Source organism: Campylobacter sp. B0100352/1 (genome assembly GCF_020135855.1).
In the GTDB taxonomy this organism is placed as follows: Bacteria; Campylobacterota; Campylobacteria; order Campylobacterales; family Campylobacteraceae; genus Campylobacter_D; species Campylobacter_D taeniopygiae.
Map to the genome: position 1 here is coordinate 1 of NZ_JACHTP010000023.1, position 18695 is coordinate 18695.

Here is an 18695-nt window from a genome sequence, read left to right on the forward strand (position 1 = left end):
CTTAACGCATTTTAAAATCAAAACTTTTATAATCCTCAGGTATACCTATATCTATAAAATAATCTTCAAAAATTTCAGCTCTTGCTTTTAAATTTTTATAATTTTCTTGCAAAAATTCTTCAAAAGAAAATTGATTTTCCAAATGAAAATCTTGAAAAATATCTTTTGAGATAAGATAAATTCCACCGTTTATAAAACCTTGCTTTAGATACTGTTTTTCTTTAAAATAGGTGATATTTCCCATTTTATCAAGTTCAACTGATCCATAACGATCAAAATCATTCATTTTTTTTAAAGCAAGACAAATTTTACTTTTATCTAACTTCATTTTAGTCAAATCGATATCAAAAAAGGTATCCCCATTTAAAACCAAACAATCCTCCTTAACTAACTCCAAAGCTTGTTTGATCGCCCCACCGGTTCCTAAGGGCTCTTTTTCTATACTATATCTCACTTTTATATCTAAAAATTCATCTTTAAAATACTCTTGTATGATTTCATATTTGTAAGAAGCTGCCAAAATGATTTCATCAATTTTTTGCTTTTTAAGATAGGTAAAAATAAATTCCAAAAAAGGCTTACTATTTATCGGTGCCATAGGTTTTGGGATATCTTTTATCACGCTTTTTAAACGTGTACCAAGTCCACCACATAAAACAATAGCTTTCAAATACCAAAACCTTTTCCAAAAAGCTCCTCTTCAACGATAGCACATATAATATGACCTATAACTATGTGAGATTCTTGAATTCTTGGAGTGCAAGAAGAAGGAACTTTGATGCAATAATCGCACATTTTATCCATAGCTCCGCCGCTTTCTCCGGTTAATCCTATGCTTAAAATTTCTTTTTTCTTGCAACTTTCTAAGGCTTTTAAGATATTTTTACTATTACCACTCGTTGAAATTCCTATAAAAACATCCCCTTTTACACCCTGTGCTTCAACTTGCCTTGAAAAAATATTTTCATAACCATAGTCATTTCCTATGGCTGTTAAAATGCTTGTATCCGTTGTCAGTGCTATACTTGTAATCCCCGGTCTATCAAAATAAAATCTGCTTACAAATTCCCCTGCGATATGTTGCGCATCAGCCGCACTACCGCCATTTCCCGCTATAAGCGTTTTATTACCATTTTTATAAGCTTTTATTACCTCTAAGGAAACATTTTTAATAAGTTCAAGTAAATTTTCATCTTTTAAAATTTGCTCTTTGGTTAAAATAGAATCTTTAAAATGTCCCTTGATGTATGAGTTTATATTTTCCATGATTTTGCACCCTCTTTTGTAAATGAAAAATCTTGCACATAGCCTTGTTCTTTATTTAAGGCTTCTATGAGTTTATATTTTTTGATAGGATCCACAAAGAAAAACATAAAACCACCCGCACCAGCTCCACTCGTTTTTCCGCTATAAGCTCCATTTTCTATAGCGAGTTTATAAATTCTTTCAAGCTCATCATTGCTGACTATTTCAGAGATGATTTTTTTTGAATTCCAAGATTTACCTAAAATTTGTGCTATTTTTTCAAAATCAGCTCTAAATAAAGCTTCTTTCATATCTAAAGCATCTTGCTTAATCGCATGCATAGCATTTAAAGAATTTTCATCACCCAATTTCCCTTTTTTATGCTCTTCTATATCTTTTGCCTCACGCGTGATATTGGTAAAATATAAAACCGTTCTTGCTTCAAGTTCACTTGATATCCAATTTTTAATGCGTAAAGGATTAACAATAACCCTTTTATTTTCATAAAATTCCATAAAATTAAAGCCACCAAAAGTAGCAGCGTATTGATCTTGTGCACCTCCAACGATCTTCATATCTTCACGTTCGATTTCAAAGGCTAATTTTGCAATCTCATATTCCCCTAAAGGCAAATTAAGCCATTCTACAAAAGCTGTAATGATTCCAACGACTAAGGTAGAGCTTCCGCCCAAACCGCTTCCACTAGGCACGTCAGAATAAGTATGTAAAGAAAAACTCAAAGGTTTTTTGATAAAATCTTTAACGATGCGATTATAAACTGCTTTAAAGATATCTAAATTTCCATCATTTTTAAGCTCTAATTCGCTTTGATACTCAGCGTATGAATTAGTATCTGGCGAATCAAAAATGATTTTATGATCTTTTCTTTCTATCAAAGTGCAATGAATATAAAGAGAGACTGTTGCATTTAACACATAACCTGTGTATCTATCACAATATAAATTAATATCGGTTCCCCCTCCTGCAAGTCCTAAACGAAGGGGAGTTTGTGAACGTATAATCCTCATATCTTACCTTAACGATTAAGAGGAATTCTGCCTCTGGCGATCTCGCTACGCCAGTGATTTAGTAAATCTTCAAACATTTTTCTAGCTGGAATTTCTGGCTTCCAATCGATATAGCTTTTAATCTTTGTATTGTCAAACATTTGATAATCTGCATCAATAGGGCGAAGTCTTTCTTCATCTTGTTCAACTTTGATATCTTTTCTAGTAGAAAAACCAAGAAGTATGTCAATAACTTCGGGTAGCTTAAAGGCTTCTTCGCCTGCGATATTAAACGCTTCTCCGCATGGAACTTTCCCTTTTTCGCTCTCAAGAGCTAGTAAATAATACGCTCTTATAGCATCACGACAATCTTGAAAAGTTCTAACACTCGATAAATTCCCTACTTTGATAACTGGTTCTTGAAATCCCGCTTCTATCAAAGCAATTTGTTTTGCTACTGTGCTTTCAAAAAATACATCTGTTCTTCTTGGGCCACTATGCGTTCCCATTCTTGTAACAAAAGTCTTAAGTTTATAGGCCTCCCCATAAAATCTTCCTAAATAATCCGTGCCAATTTTGCTAATACTATAAGGACTTGCTCCGTGAAATGAGGTTTCTTCATTGAGTTTAACACCTACTTTGGCACGCCCATAAACTTCGCTTGAAGAGCAAACATGAATAACTGGATCATAACCATCTTTTTGATGTAAAATTCTAATATTTTCTAAAATATTTGCTGTACCGATAATATTAGTTTGTAAAGTCTCTATAGGAGAATCAAAAGAAGTTTTTGGATAAGATTGTGCTGCTAAATGAAAAATAAAATCAGGCCTTTTGCTTTCAAAAAGTTTCTGCAAACTTGTATAATCATTTAAATCTGCATAAAAAATGCTAATCCTATCTTTTTTATTGATCCTATCGCTTAGATGATAGATATTATCCATTGGCTCAAGCCAACGCATCATACCGATAACTTCCCAATCTGTATTTGCAAGTAAAAAATCGGCCAATTGAGAGCCGACTTGACCGGTAAAACCTGTAATTAAAGCTGTTTTCATGATATATCAAAATCCTTGAGCAATTCTTTTATTTTAACTTCGTCTGAACCTTGTACAACAGTTGTTCCAGTGGAGCTATAATAATTTATATTGTCCTTAATATTTTCATTATTTAACATTCCACTAAATATCATATCTTTCGGCATATCCTTTTTTGTTTTTTTCTACTTTTAACCTAAAACTTTCAAGCCTTTTAATAATCAAATCAATTTCTTTGCTACCTTTACTATCACTCATCTTAATTCCTTATAATAATTTTATTGGAAAGTATACTATGATTTAGTTAATATTTTTGTTTTAAATACCAATCATACATCATCCTAATACCTTCTTCGAGTTCAATTTTATGTTTCCAGCCTAAAGAATGAATTTTGGAGCAATCTGTTAATTTTTCTTTAAAACCATCTGGTTTACTTGTGTCAAAAACAAGATTTCCTTTAAAGCCAACTATTTCTTTGATCATCAAAGCTAAATCTTTTATGGATATATTTTCATTAACCCCTATATTAATATGGGTATTTTGAATTTCTTTATCATTTTTATCATGCAAATCAGAAAAGTTAATATTTTCCATGATGTAAACACAGGCTTGTGCCAAATCTTTACTGTGCAAAAATTCTCTAGTTTGCTTACCGCTACCCCAAATTTCAACACTATTTTCAGTGATTCCAAAATTTTTAAGATAAGTGGTGGCTTTTTGAAGATCGCTTATGTTTAAATCTTTTAATACTTCATCATATTTTTTTTCATTTAGCAATTTTGCTAAATGAAATTTTCTTACTAGAGCAGGCATTACATGAGATTTTTCTAAATCAAATTTATCATTATTTCCATATAAATTAATAGGAGCTAAAGCAATAAAATTGGTTTTATATTGTATATTGTAAGATTCACACATAACTAATCCAGCAATTTTTGCAATAGAATATGGCTTATTTGTGAATTCTAATTCTCCGCTTAGCATTTGCAATTCTTTGGTTGGCAAAGAAGTGTTTTTTGGGTAAATAACAGTAGAGGCTATGAAAATTAATTTTTTAACTTTATATAGATAAGAAGAATGGATAACATTATTTTGAATTTGCAAATTTTCATAAATAAAATCTGCCCTATAAGTATTATTTGCTAATATTCCACCTGCTTTAGCTGCTGCTAAAATAACATATTCTGGTTTTTCTTTTTCGAAAAAATCTACCACATCTTTTTGATTAGTCAAATCAAGTTCTTCATGAGTTTTATAAATCAAATTATTATACCTTTGATTTGTCAATTCTTCCATTATAGCGGTACCTACAAGCCCTCTGTGACCTGCTATATAAATTTTAGAATTTTTATTCATTTAGCTTCCTTTGAAGCTAAAATATCTCGTTCAGATAAAATAGGATGATTTGTTGGCCAATCTACACCTATTCTTTTATCATCCCAAGCGTAAGTAAATTGTTTATCTGCATCTGTATATTCACCCTTGTAAGCACACTTGTAGTAATACACCGCACTTGCACTGCTTACATAATGAGCATTTCCAAAACTGGCAGGAACTAAAATAATCTTTTGATTATCTTGATTGATAATAAATTTTTCATATTTTAAATAAGTTGGAGAATCTTTTCTACAATCAACCACAACCTGATGAATTTCACCAAAAACACAAGTTGCAAGTTTAAAGGTATTTTCATCTCCATGAATGCCACGTATAACATTGTGTTTAGAATGTATAAATTTATCGTGTATAAATTTTAGCCCATCTGGCAAAAGCTTATCGATCACTTCGCTGGTAAAAGCTGTCCAAATTTCTCCCCTTAAGTCTCTAAATTTATTTGGAGTTATGATATAAACTCCTTTTAAAATTTTTGATTCTTGTATATCAAATTCTATTGCCATAATTGCTACCTCACATTCTATTTATACTTTCTTTTTAGAAATTTTATATTTTACATAAATAATTGTAAAATAATAAAATAAAAATAACATTTTCCACTTAAATTTACTTTTATATAGAATAATAAATATTCGTCCAATTTTGTATGAAAGATGTTGTCTTAAGATAGGAATATTTTCGTAATTATTATAATCTTTTATTGGTGGTATTTTTAAATTATTATCTTTTTTTCTTCTTTCAATATAATCTTTTAAAAAAGATTTATAATCTCTTAAAATTATATAAATATCGGGAATTAAAAATATTATTTTTTTAATACTATTTGATTCAATAAAACGTTTTCCTATTTTATAATCCAATCTATTAAAAAATCGTGCGGTAATATTGTGCTTTATTAATAATATTAAATCAAAATCAACATTAATACTATATTTAACATTAATATTTTTTTTATTAAAATAAAATTCCATATCTTTTTTAAAATAATTATCTAAAAGCAAGTTAATTAAAGTAATTTGATCAAAAGTATAATAATCCCCCAAAGAATTTAAATTTTGAAACATATCTATAGATAGAATATACTGCATTAAATTAATATTTTTAAAATTCTTATTTTTGTATTTTGCATACGAAGAAAATAAAATAAAATTATCATAACGTTTTAAGTCATATGATTTTTGCAATAATAAATTCAAAATTTTTTCAGAATATTTATTAAAAGAATCTTCCAAAAGTTTATCAGCGCAATCAAAATTCTTGCTACATAAGTATACATCAATTTCACATAAAATAAAAATATAGTTATCTTTATTCCATTCATAACCTTTTTTTAAATATTCTATCTGTTTTGCTATAGTTAGTGATTTTTCCCTAGAACGAAGAAATAATAAAAAATATGAATAAGACATCTGATGCTTATTAAGTATGAGTTTTTTTAAATTTTTATTAAGATAACTTAATTGTTGATATAGGTTAAATAATTTATATACACTAATCACTTTAGATTTGCCAATGAAACTCGCCATCCTAGAAAAGCCGCTATCGCCAGAAGAATATATTTCAATAGCTTTAGACATTAAAACGATTTCAAATAGCACTCTAGCATTAGAGCTTGATTGAGTTGTATCAAACAGTTCATATGCTAAAATACATTTATAATTTGTGGTTCTTTTTTTATTTATATAATCAGCTATTTTTTTTCCACTCTCAATATCATCAGTAAATATAACAATATTATTATCATGAATTTTTCGAGAAAGAATTTCTAAAGCCAAATGAAAACTCAAAGCCTTATTAGCTGCAAACCAAACCCACCTAGCATAACCTTTTTCTTCAAAAATTAAATCTCCGCTTCTAATATGAATACCAACATATTCTTTAAGTTGGCTTGATTTATTATAAGCTTTATCTATAATATCTTTAAAATTATCCGAAAATTCTATTTCATTCCAACATTGATTTAATATATCTTGATACTCCTTCCAACTTACATCACTAAAAATAGTTGAAAGATTAGCTTGACAAGATCTCCATCCCCAAGAATACTCATAAGGTTTTTTAGATAAATCATTAATGCTCCTATGATAGAACAAATACATTTTATCCAAAGGACTGCCATCGAAGTTATCATAATGATATTTTTTAATAAATTTTTTTGAAAAAACATCTTCTATAGGAATAGTATCACTACAAGTTAAAAATTTATCTGTTTGGGTATATAACTCTACTAAACTATCTTTTTTATCTTTCCAAGTAAAACCGAATTTAAATGAAGTTTTTTTACTAATATACATTGCATTTAAAAGACAACACATTCTTTCTCCAAATCCATCGTCTCTTGCGGCTAAAATAATTTTTTTCATTTTTTTCATTTTTTATTTTTCCTAAAATCATAAATTATAAAATAAAATTTAAAAATAAATTTTAAAGGATGTTTTACCAACAAATTACCCAATCTATATGAAAGATGATTTTTTAATTTTATAGCTTCTTTGTAATCAGAATATTTTTCAAGCTCTAAAAAATTATATAATTTAGATTGGAATTTATGTGTAACAATGATACCAAGTAAAACAACAGGAAGTTTTATAAAATCTAAAAAACTATGAGAACGCACCAAAGCATAACCTAATTTATAGGAAAGTTGAGATTTTATTTTAAAAACAGCTCCATTATTCTTATTACACTCTATAAGACTATCATTTTTAGAAAATATTAATTTTATATATTTTGTATGATCTTCATTAACTGCCTGATAAATATTCTCTAAAAAATATTTATCATTAAATGATAAATTGTTTGTGAAAATATTAATATAGTCAATTAATACGTTATTATCTAATATTATATCAAATTTATTGTCAAAGATATTTAAAAGATCTTTAGCAAACTCTAATTCCGACTTAAGAATTTCGTTTACAATCTTTGACCTTTGAACCTCTAAACTATTTTTAATCAATTCAAAATCACCTTCAAGCGAGATATCTTTAATAGGTAATTCACTAGAAGTAATTAGAAGTTCTGAAATAATATAATCATCTAAAAACTTATTGGACAAATTAAAAGCTTTGTAATAAAATTTATCTAAATATTGATCAGATAAAACATTCCAATAATATCCTATTATCTTTGTTGATCTTGGAAAAAAAGTCAACAATGTCTTCATTGAACTAAAAGAATTAGCACTTAAATCAAAAAATCCTATTTTTGAATTTTGAAAATTAAATTTCTGAAAATATTTTAAATAATTACAATATTTTATTTTGCTTATTTTTGATAATTCTTGCCAATTAGCCTTAATTAAATTTATTTTTTCTGAATATGAAAGCTTATTTACATTTATATTTTTAAAATTTGGAATATATTTTCTAAAAATTCTGATAATACTTCCTGCTTTATCCCAAGAGAAATTGTTATCTAAATCTAAATTAACTATAAGATTTATAATCCTTGGAGCGCGTAAATAATGTGTTTTTATTGTTTTTTTATTGTTTTTTTTTCTTTGAATTAAATCAAAAATTTTTTTTATAACAAATCCATCTCTTGCAATAAAAATAAATTCTTTAAAATTTTCTTTCATAGATTCACAATAAGCAAAATTAGCTAAAGCATAACATATTGCTCCTCCATAATAATATCCAATTTTTTTCCAATAATTAATCTCTTCGTGTCTACAATAAAAATATTTTTTTAAAATCATTCCAACAATCAAACTAGAAGTTATAGTGTAATTTCTATACATAAAAGATGATAATATATTTTCATATTTTAAAAAATAATTTAAAGGCTTATCTATATAAAAACTATTCCAATTGTATTTTTTGGGATTTAAATAATCAGAAATATAATTATCTCCGATATGTAAAATTTCAGATCCTTTCGCATTTAATTGTTCAGCAACATATAAAAATAATTCTCCTTCATCTTTACTTTTTCCAATCTCTCCTGAAATAAATATATTATCATAATCAAAAATTTTATTTTGAGTTAATAAATTTGTAAAAAAATCTTTATTATAATACATATCCGTTATAAAAATAATTTTCTTCTTTAAAGATTTGGCATAGTCAAATATATCTTTCATTAATGGATTTATATAAATATTTTTATATTCTAATTCTTTCTCATATTGTTTTAAGTGATGAAATTTTTCATCCATAAAATTATAAATGTCATCATAACTAGGATAATGTCCTAAGGATTTTCTAGCTAAAATTTCAGCATCCATACGTTTTTTTTTAAATCCGTCAATCTTAAAATAAGATTCCAAATATTCAAAAATATCTTCGGGTTTTGAAAAAATACGCAAAAGAAAAGTATCGAATAAATCAAAAGATATTATTGAATTTTTGCTTATTTCATTTTTTAATTTTATTTTTATAAGATCCAATTCTAACCTTAAATCCATAGTATTTTTAACAAAACCTATTTTTGCATATTTTATTCTCCTTGGAATGCTTTCTTGTTTTAATATGTAAAAAGTGGTAATATGCTCAGCTATAAAAGCTAAAGCTCTCATTTGATTATAGTCAGAATAAGCGGATAATTTTTTTTCAAATTTTTTAAAAAGTATAAATACTGTATTAAATAAAAATTCACAATACTCAAAAAAAATACTTTTTTTCATTATAAACATATTGCAAAAATAATAAAAATTTTTTGTAAAAAATAATTCTGCAATTTCTTTATAATTTTTATCATCTTTCATCATGTTTTCTAATTCATATAAAATATCAACACTTTCACAATATATAGAAAAATCATTTTCTATAGTAGTTGTTTTAAATACATTTTTTTCCAATAAATAAGGTTCAGGCACAACCATATCATATAAATTTAAATCGTGAATATTTTTAGTGTTAATAATTTCTAAATAACTTTGTTCAAGATGTTCAAAATGATGAAAATAATTTTCTAATCCATCTACTGGAGGTAAAGTAATTTTATTATTGAAAATAAAATGTCTCCTATAATGATAATAACCTATATAATCTGGATTACCCAATGTATCATAATTTTTCCAAGCCCAATAAATCCCAGTCAACTCATTCAAATAACGGTTTAAATGTGATATGTTATCTCCCGTATCATCGCCTATCATGTTTTCACACATCCATTCATAATTTTCCTTAGGCATTTCTCCATCTTTAGAAGCTTGCATAGCCAAAGATCTTCCTAAATGTATAGGAGTAAAAACTTCATCTTTTATCAATGTTGCTGGTTTATGATAACCTACTAAAATTTTTATTTTTGGCTTATTATTTTCTTTCATTTAATTTCCTTTGTTTTTGCAAATTTCAAAATTCTATCCACAGTCTTATCCATGTCATAATATTTATAATCCCCCAATCTTCCTAAAAAATATATATTTTTAAATTCATTTGCCTCTTGCAAATATCTTTCATATAGTTTTTGATTTTCTTCATTAGGTATAGGATAATATCTTTCATTTTTTCCTTCTTCAAATTCACAAGGATACTCATAAGAAAGTATTGTTTTTTCTGATTTCTCATCAAGATAATATTTATACTCAACACTTCTTGTAAAATCAAAATTATTAGGATAATTCATTTGTGCACATGGTTGCATATATTCTTTATCGTATTTTTCAAATTTGATATCTAAGCTTCTATAAGGCAACTTTCCAAATTTATAATCAAAAAATTCATCGATAGCGCCCGTATAAAAAAGATTTTCATAGTCCAGCTCTTTTTTTGCCTCTTTAAAATCTACATTTAATCTAAGCTCTATTAAAGAATGATCAAGAATATTCTCTACCATCTTAGTATAACCTTCCTTAGGTATAGCCTGATAAGTATCTTGAAAATATCTATCATCTTTGCTAATGTATATAGGCACTCTAGCACTCACACTCGCATCAATATGTTCAGGATCAACACCCCATTGCTTGCTTGTATAACCTAAAAAAACTTTTTTATAAATATATTCAGCTAGAAATTTTAAATCTTCATCTTTAGAATTTCGCAATTCTAAAATAGTGGTTTTTGTATCAAATTCATAGCATTTTAAAAGTTTTTCTTCTAAATTAAAAGCTATTTTTTTAGGAAAAACCTTATATAAGCTGTCCAAATTAAAAGGAATATTAACCTCTTTTCCATCAATATAAGCTCTGACTTTGTAAAAAAAATAATGCCACTTTGTAAAGCGACTTAAAAAATCCCAAACTTCTTTTATGCTTGTATGAAAAACATGAGGACCATATTTATGGATAGTGATATTGGTTTCTTGATCTTTATAATCATACACATTGCCACCGATATGATTTCTTCTATCGATTATTAAAACTTTTTCTTTTTTTTCCTCGGCTATCTTTCTTGCCAATACTGCACCACTTAAGCCGCTACCAACGATTAAATTTTTTATTTTCTCCATTAAAATTTCCTATTTATTTCCCATTCCCAAGCTGTTTTGACAATATCTTTAATATCTTTATATTTTATTTCCCAGCCTAAAATTTCCTTTGCTTTTTTATTATCAGCGAATAATTTCGCGGGATCCCCTGCTCTTCTTGAGGCATACCTTATGGGACATTTTTTACCGCTAACCTCCTCGGCTGCTTGTATAATCTCTTTTACACTAGTCCCCACCCCTGTTCCTAAATTGATACAACCACTATATTGACTTAAATTTTCTAAAGCCAAACGATGAGCACTAGCAAGATCTTCTATATGTATATAATCTCTTATACATGTCCCATCTTCTGTATCATAATCCGTTCCAAAAACATTAATGCACTCTATTTCGCCCTTAATAGCTTTTAAAACAAGTGGGATAAGATGAGTTTCAGGATCATGACTTTCCCCTATATCTTCCATAGCTCCAGCTGCATTAAAATATCTTAAAGAAATATGTCTTAAACCATAAGCTATTTCATAATCTTTAAAAATCTGTTCCACCATAAGTTTAGTTCTACCATAAGCATTAATAGGATTTTGTGGATGATTTTCATCTATAGGGGTGTATTGTGGCTCTCCATAGGTTGCACAAGTGCTTGAAAAAACTATATCTTTAACATTATGCTCTAACATAACATTTAATAAATTTAAAGTCCCAATAATATTATTTTTATAATATTTTTGAGGATCAACAACACTTTCGCCCACATAAGCAAAAGCTGCAAAATGAATTACGGCATCTATTTTTTCATCTTTAAAAACTTGTTTTAAAGAATACAAATCCAATAAATCAGCATGGATAAATTTAGCTCTTTGATCGACCGCTTCTTTATGACCATAAATTAAATTATCAATAACAATGCAATTATAACCATGATCTAAACAATGCTTAACAGTGCAAGATCCTATATAACCAGCTCCGCCGACAATTAAAAGGTTTTTCATCTTCCAACTCCGCTATACACAAATCCCGCTTCTAAAGCTTTTTCTTTATCCAATAAATTTCTAAAATCTAAAATTTTTTTATGTTTCATCAAGCTAGAAATTTGATTTAAGTCAAGTTCCCTAAATTCTTTCCATTCTGTTAAAATAACAAGCAAGCTGCTATCTTTTATAGCTTCATAAGCATCTTTTGCATATTTTATTTGATCTTTTAAAATACTTTTAGCTAATTCCATAGCCTTTGGATCATAAGCATGAATTTTAACACCCTCTTTTAAAAGTTTAGAAACAATTTCTATAGCTGGAGATTCCCTACAATCATCTGTACCATCTTTAAAAGCAAGTCCTAAAATGGCAACTTGATCATTTTTTAAATCATCGATGTAAGATAAGATTTTTTGAGCGATTTTGTCTTTTCTTTCTTCATTGCCTTTAATCGCAGAATCAATTAAACTCAAATTAACATCATTTTTCTTACCCATAAAAGCCATGGCTTGAGTATCTTTAGGAAAACAAGAACCACCGTATCCTGGGCCTGGATTTAAGAATCTATTTCCTATTCTATTATCAAGCCCCATACCTTTTGCAACCTCTAAGATATCAGCTCCTGTTTTTTCGCAAAAATCTGCCATCTCATTGATATAATGAATTTTTATCGCTAAAAAAGCATTAGAAGCATATTTGATTGTTTCAGAAGATCTTCTATTAACAAATAAAATTTGACTCTTATTTTTAAATGGAGCGTATAATTCTTCTATAACTTTTTTAGGTTTTTGAGAATTTAATCCCACTACGATACGATCAGGATTAAAAAAATCACACACCGCAAAACCTTCTCTTAAAAATTCCGGTAAAGAAATAACATCAAATTGAGCATTTGGATTTTCTTGCAAAAGAATTTTTTCTATCTCATCTCCTGTACCCACTGGAACTGTTGATTTTGTAGCTATTACAGCGTAATGATCTAAATTTTTTGCGATATCTCTTACAGCAGCATAGATATACTTTAAATCAGCTTCTTTTGTTAATGGATGCGGAGGAGTTCCAACAGCAATAAGAATCAAATCAGCATTTTTCAAACCCTCTTTAATAGAAGTAGTAAATTTTAATTTCTTGTTTTCTAAATTTCTTAAAAAAATCTCTTCTAATCCTTCTTCATAAAGAGTGATTTTTCCATTATTTAATTCATTGATTTTTTTCTCATCTATATCAACACAAATCACATTATTTCCAAGCTCTGCAAAACAAGCACCACTTGGAAGTCCTACATAACCCGTTCCAATAATACATATATTCATCAATTAACCCCTAAATTCATGAATGCAAGTTTTAAAATATTCTATAGTTTTATCCAAACCCTCATCTAATTTTATTTTTGGTTCCCATTGGAATTTATCTTTTGCTAGAGTAATATCAGGACGCCTTTGGGTTGGATCATCTAAAGGTAGATCTTTATAAATAATTTGTGATTTTGAATTTATTTTTTCAATAACTTTTTGAGCAAGCTCTTTGATGGTAAATTCGCCTGGGTTTCCCGTATTGATCGGACCAATAAATTCTTTATCACTATTCATAACTTTTATCATAATATCAATAAGATCATCAATATAACAAAACGATCTTGTTTGAGTGCCATCTCCATAAACAGTGATATCTTTGCCACTTAAAGCTTGACAAATAAAATTACTCACAACCCTACCATCATTAGGATCCATATTTGGCCCATAGGTGTTAAAAATTCTAATCACTTTTATGTCAACATTTTCATGTCTATGATAATCAAACATCAAACTTTCTGCACACCTTTTTCCCTCATCATAGCAAGCTCTAATGCCTATAGGATTTACATTTCCTCTATAACTTTCGCTTTGGGGATGCATGATCGGATCGCCATATACTTCAGAAGTTGAACCTTGTAAAATAGTTGCATTATGTTTTTTTGCAAGCTCAAGCATATTTAAAATTCCAAGTACGCAAGTTTTAGTTGTTTTTATGGCATATTTACCTTGATAAGCTGGCGGAGAAGCTGGACAGGCGAGATTGTAAATTTGATCTATTTTTTCACCAATTTCTAAAATATCACAAATATCATGTTCGATAAATGTAAAATTTGGATTTTCTAATAATTTTTTTATATTACTCATTCTTCCTGTATAGTTATTATCAACACATATAACCTTATCACCATTTTCAATGAGTCTTTGGCATAAATTAGATCCGACAAAACCACTTCCGCCAGTTACCAATATCGTTTTCATTTTTTCCTCCAAAAAGTACTATTTTGCATAAAAATTTTCCTAATCTATAAGAAAGATGTTTTTTTATCTTTTGGGTGTCAAAATCGTGTTTATCTTCTAGAAATTGAATAGAAAATTCTCTTATATAATTTTGATTTTTTTTAACTTGCGAATTATATCTTTTTATAACTTCATTTACGTTGAAAATATTATTTTTTAATATTAAATAGCCTATTTGATATTCTAAAGAATTTCTGATAAATTCTTCTTTGCTGATTTGATATTTTAAAAAATAATTTTTATAAATCTTTAAAATTTCAATCAAATTATAAGGATCTTTTGTTAGAAATAGTACCCTTAAAGCCTTGCTTAATACCTGACTTAAAAATACTTTTTCAACCTTTTCATAATTGTTTAAAGATAAAAAATCAACCATATGCGATAAAGTAAAAGCCCAATTCATAGCTAATTGATAATTTTTAAATTCATAAATATCATCTCGAAATTCCTGAAATAAATCATATAAATAAGATGTTTTATCTACATGAAATTTATTTTGATGGCTTACACTATTTTTTCTTACTCTATAATGATACTTTTTTTGAGGATATATATAAATTTTTTCAATGGATGAAAATAAACAAATTCCAAAATGATGATCTTCATGTATGATTTTATCGATAAATTTTAATTTAGATCGCAAAAGTGCTTTAAATTCGATCATTCCTTGCCACGCAAACCAAAATAAATATTTTTTTTTCTCGCAAATTTCAAGCCAATCTTTTGTAGAAATAATTTCTTCATTTTTACAATCTAAAACCTCCATTTCTGTTTTAAATTGTTTTTTAAAATTATTCTCTATTTCTGGTTGAAAATCAAACCAAACTACATTAGCCCCATCCATTCTAGGGACACATTCTTCTATACAGTTTAATTCCCAATAATCATCACTATCTAAAAAGATAATATAATCTATATCTGGAGCTTGAAAATTTAAAAGTTCATTTTCATTTTTAAAGAATTTAGAACTTTTATAGACTTTATATATTTCATTATTCCCTTCTATGCTAAATTCTATTAAAGAATTTTCTTTAATATCACTAGTGATATTTTTAAGTTCATATTCTTTACTGAAATATTCTATGCCTACATTTTTTGCGCTACTATGTCCGCCATTTTTTTTATCAAATAATATAAATCTTTCATCTTTTAAAGTATATTCTTTAGCAATGTTTAATGAATTTTTATCAGTGCTTCCATCATTGACTAAAACAACTTGTAAGTTTTTATAAGTTTGATTGATAACACTATCTAAACATTCTTTTAAATAATCTTGTACATTATATATTGGTATAACTACGCCAACTGTTTTGCTTTGCATATTTTCCTTTTATATCTTAAAAAGATTTTTTTAAATTTGTCAAAAACACTATTTATTTTTTTACAATATAAATTTGGATCATAAGTAATTTGTTTTAAAATTTTTAAATCATTTTGACCAAACAAAGATAAATTTTCTTTTGATACCTGAAAAAAATCATTGGCCATTTTTTTTAAAAAATCTAATCTATATTTTTTTTCAATTCTATATAAATTCCAAATATAAATTTTAAATTTAGCATAATAAAAAATGTTTCTAAGCTGATCGTTATCACTAATAATATTTTGCTCTATAAAATCACATTCATCACAAACACAATAAACTTTTTCTTTATTATTTGAAGATGAATTTATATTATCTTCTCTATAATAATAAAAAGCTTCATTATGAAAATAAATTTTTTTATAAAAACAACACAACCAAAACCACAAACCAAAATCTTGATAAGATGCTCCAAAAGTTTCATTAGCTTTAATGTTATTTTTTCTAACAAAGTCTATATTAAAAATAGAACTTTGATTCATGTTCCATGTTTTTTTAATAATAACATCACGGTCATTTGCATTTAAAACTTTATTATATAAATTTTTATCATTAGAGATATATTTATAAGTATATTTCCTTCCAAAAAAAGATCTTTTAAAACTTAAAATATCAGCTTTAACGATATCTACTTTATATTGTGTTATCAAAATATATAATTTTTCACACATATTATTTGCAATATAATCATCACTTTCAACTATGCAAAAATAATCTCCCTGTGCATGTTCTATCCCTAAATTTAACTGATATCCAAGGCTTTTTTTTTCCGAAATAATTAACTTGACATGATTGTATTTTTTTGAAATATTTCTCAAAAATTCTAAAGTTCCATCGTTAGAATTAGCATCAACACATATTATCTCTAATTCTAAAAAAGTTTGATTTAAAATTGAATCTATACACTCTTTAATATATTTGATATTATTATATACTGGAACAATAATACTAATTTTAGGTTTCATTTATTTTCTTTAAAAAAAAATTAATTTTTCTATAAAGTTTGGTGTGTGAAAATTTCACCAGAAAAAAATTGAAAAAATTGAAAAAATTATTTTTAGTTCGAATTTCATATAAGTACTGACTATAAACTAAAGAAGTTAAAGGTATGTTTTTTTTATCAAAATTTATTTTAATGTCATTAGGTATATTATCATAAAAAGATTTTATTTGACTTTTTTTTAAATTTGCCAAATTTGTATAAAATTTTTTATGATTTTTGTGTCTATTTGACATGTAATGATTTTGATTTGGCTCTTCATGATAAAAATGAAACATATAAATTCCATGAAAGCTCATCTCATAACCAAACAAAGAAAACCATGCTCTAAAACCTCTAAAACTACTTATATTCCAATTTCCTTCATCATAACAAAGAGCTTTTGGAGTTTTTTCACACGTTGCTGAATAAAAAATTAATCTTGCTAAAAAATCAAAATCTTCGTAACTATGCCCTATAAATTCTTCACTATAACCGCCTAGATTTAAAAAGTTATATTTATTAACAATAGTAGCACTTGAAACAAAGGAATAAAAATGAACCAAGTTCCTTTTTCCGCTGATTAAATCATGCTTAATAATATCATCCCATAATTTTTCCTCTTCTTTATAAATTTTATCACTCCCCTCTTTGGTTAAATACACCACAGGCAAGACTAAAAATTCATTAATGCATTGCGCAATATTTTTAATCTTAATAAGATTTAAAATCTTTTCTAAAGAAAAGGGACTAACATAACAATCAACATCTAAAAACATAATCACTTGAGCATTTGCAAAACAAGCACCTAAATTTCTACATTTTCCTTGAGAAAAAAAATCTTTTTGAGATTCATCTTTTAAATAAATATGACCATTTTCTTCTATGATTTGCTTTAGATTACTTTCTAATGAAGAATAACCCTCAACAAAAATATATTCTATTTTTTCATCACTCTTTAAGCGAGTAGCTTTTTGCATGACTCTATCTTGTATATAAGCTCTTTCCTTGCTTAAGCCAAAAGGGATGATTATAGATAAAATGGGGGACATTAAATCACACATTTCCTATAGCATAAAGCTGGATGATTCCTACTACTTTACCCTCTTGCCCTACAACAATTTCTTTAATCTTGTGTTTTAACATCAATTCTTCAGCCTCGCTTGCCATAGCATCCGCATCGATAACTTTTGGATTGTCACTCATAATCTCTTTTGCTTTAAAATCAAATCTTGGCTTATCACTCATTTTTAAAGCTCGACGTAAATCCCCATCGGTAATGATTCCAACCAACTTCTCATTTTCTATAACAACACAAAGTCCAAGTTTTCCGCTTGTCATCACATTGACAAGATCATTAAATTCAGTATCTGGATGTACAATAGGAAGATTTTTTGAAACCATAAGATCTTTTACCTTTGTCAAAAGCTTACGTCCTAGGCTTCCACCTGGATGAAAAAGGGCAAAATCATCAGGTTTAAAATTTTTCATTTTCATCAAAACAGCTGCTAAAGCATCGCCCATTACTAATGTTGCCGTTGTTGAAGACATAGGGGCAAGTTTAAGAGGACAAGCCTCTTTTTTAACTGAAATATCCAAACAAACATCAGCTTGCTTTGCTAGAGTGGAATTTAAATTACCTGTCATTGCTATAAGGGTGATTTTTCTTCTTTTAATAACAGGGATGATTTTTAAAAGCTCTTCAGTTTCACCTGAATTTGAAATAGCGATTAAAACATCTTCTGGAGTCATCATACCAAGATCACCATGCAAAGCTTCCCCAGGATGGATAAAAAAGCTAGGGGTTCCCGTACTTGCTAAAGTCGCTGCGATTTTGGCACCTATGTGGCCTGATTTTCCCATACCGCTAACTATACATCTTCCCTTGGCTTGAATAATAAATTGAATCGCTTGATTAAAATCTTCATTCAAATGAGAAGTCAAATCAAATATAGACTCAGCTTCTATTTTAAAAACTTCCTTTGCAATTTCAATCGCTTCCATAAAAAAACC

General features: G+C 27.4%; 16 protein-coding genes. All 16 read right to left on the reverse strand.

What is annotated here, in order from left to right:
• Position 1 precedes the first annotated feature (1 nt).
• The 16 genes from hddC to H2279_RS07090 all read right to left on the reverse strand — a co-directional run bounded on the left by hddC (position 2) and on the right by H2279_RS07090 (position 18686).
• Positions 2-670, reverse strand: a complete 669-nt coding sequence (hddC, locus tag H2279_RS07015) for a D-glycero-D-manno-heptose 1-phosphate guanosyltransferase (RefSeq protein WP_337196056.1) — start codon at positions 668-670, stop codon at positions 2-4.
• Complete coding sequence (gmhA2, locus tag H2279_RS07020) at positions 667-1266, reverse strand: D-sedoheptulose 7-phosphate isomerase (RefSeq protein ID WP_337196057.1); 600 nt, start codon at positions 1264-1266, stop codon at positions 667-669. Before gmhA2 ends, hddC begins: the two co-directional genes overlap by 4 nt.
• Positions 1254-2273, reverse strand: a complete 1020-nt coding sequence (gene hddA, locus H2279_RS07025) for a D-glycero-D-manno-heptose 7-phosphate kinase (RefSeq protein WP_337196058.1) — start codon at positions 2271-2273, stop codon at positions 1254-1256. The genes gmhA2 and hddA overlap by 13 nt, the downstream gene beginning before the upstream one ends.
• An 8-nt stretch (positions 2274-2281) precedes the next feature.
• Positions 2282-3313: a GDP-mannose 4,6-dehydratase gene (locus H2279_RS07030; RefSeq protein ID WP_337196081.1), complete on the reverse strand. Its 1032-nt coding sequence runs from the start codon at positions 3311-3313 to the stop codon at positions 2282-2284.
• 280 nt (positions 3314-3593) lie between these two features.
• The gene (locus tag H2279_RS07035) at positions 3594-4646 is read right to left on the reverse strand and encodes a GDP-L-fucose synthase family protein (RefSeq protein ID WP_337196059.1); all 1053 of its coding nucleotides are present in this window, start codon (positions 4644-4646) and stop codon (positions 3594-3596) included.
• Positions 4643-5188, reverse strand: coding sequence for a dTDP-4-dehydrorhamnose 3,5-epimerase family protein (locus H2279_RS07040; protein WP_337196060.1), 546 nt, complete (start codon positions 5186-5188; stop codon positions 4643-4645). The genes H2279_RS07035 and H2279_RS07040 overlap by 4 nt, the downstream gene beginning before the upstream one ends.
• 21 nt (positions 5189-5209) lie before the next feature.
• On the reverse strand, positions 5210-7057 hold the full coding sequence (locus H2279_RS07045) for a hypothetical protein (RefSeq protein WP_337196061.1): 1848 nt from the start codon (positions 7055-7057) through the stop codon (positions 5210-5212).
• Entirely contained in the window at positions 7054-9957 is a 2904-nt protein-coding gene (locus tag H2279_RS07050; RefSeq protein ID WP_337196062.1) for an HAD-IA family hydrolase, read from the reverse strand. Before H2279_RS07050 ends, H2279_RS07045 begins: the two co-directional genes overlap by 4 nt.
• Positions 9954-11078 (reverse strand): UDP-galactopyranose mutase, encoded by a 1125-nt coding sequence (gene glf / locus H2279_RS07055; protein ID WP_337196063.1) that lies wholly within the window; start codon positions 11076-11078, stop codon positions 9954-9956. The genes H2279_RS07050 and glf overlap by 4 nt, the downstream gene beginning before the upstream one ends.
• Positions 11078-12046: a UDP-glucose 4-epimerase GalE gene (gene galE / locus H2279_RS07060; RefSeq protein WP_337196064.1), complete on the reverse strand. Its 969-nt coding sequence runs from the start codon at positions 12044-12046 to the stop codon at positions 11078-11080. The genes glf and galE overlap by 1 nt, the downstream gene beginning before the upstream one ends.
• A complete protein-coding gene (locus H2279_RS07065; RefSeq protein WP_337196065.1) occupies positions 12043-13341 on the reverse strand; it encodes a UDP-glucose dehydrogenase family protein in 1299 nt (432 codons plus the stop codon). The genes galE and H2279_RS07065 overlap by 4 nt, the downstream gene beginning before the upstream one ends.
• A 3-nt stretch (positions 13342-13344) precedes the next feature.
• Positions 13345-14301 carry a UDP-glucuronic acid decarboxylase family protein gene (locus H2279_RS07070; protein WP_337196066.1) on the reverse strand — a complete coding sequence of 319 codons (957 nt, stop codon included), beginning with the start codon at positions 14299-14301 and terminating at the stop codon, positions 13345-13347.
• Complete coding sequence (locus H2279_RS07075; RefSeq protein WP_337196067.1) at positions 14255-15661, reverse strand: glycosyltransferase family 2 protein; 1407 nt, start codon at positions 15659-15661, stop codon at positions 14255-14257. The genes H2279_RS07070 and H2279_RS07075 overlap by 47 nt, the downstream gene beginning before the upstream one ends.
• Positions 15637-16668, reverse strand: coding sequence for a glycosyltransferase family 2 protein (locus H2279_RS07080; protein ID WP_337196068.1), 1032 nt, complete (start codon positions 16666-16668; stop codon positions 15637-15639). The genes H2279_RS07075 and H2279_RS07080 overlap by 25 nt, the downstream gene beginning before the upstream one ends.
• Complete coding sequence (locus H2279_RS07085; RefSeq protein WP_337196069.1) at positions 16658-17734, reverse strand: glycosyltransferase; 1077 nt, start codon at positions 17732-17734, stop codon at positions 16658-16660. Before H2279_RS07085 ends, H2279_RS07080 begins: the two co-directional genes overlap by 11 nt.
• A gap of 4 nt (positions 17735-17738) precedes the next feature.
• Complete coding sequence (locus H2279_RS07090; protein ID WP_337196070.1) at positions 17739-18686, reverse strand: KpsF/GutQ family sugar-phosphate isomerase; 948 nt, start codon at positions 18684-18686, stop codon at positions 17739-17741.
• Positions 18687-18695 lie beyond the last annotated feature (9 nt).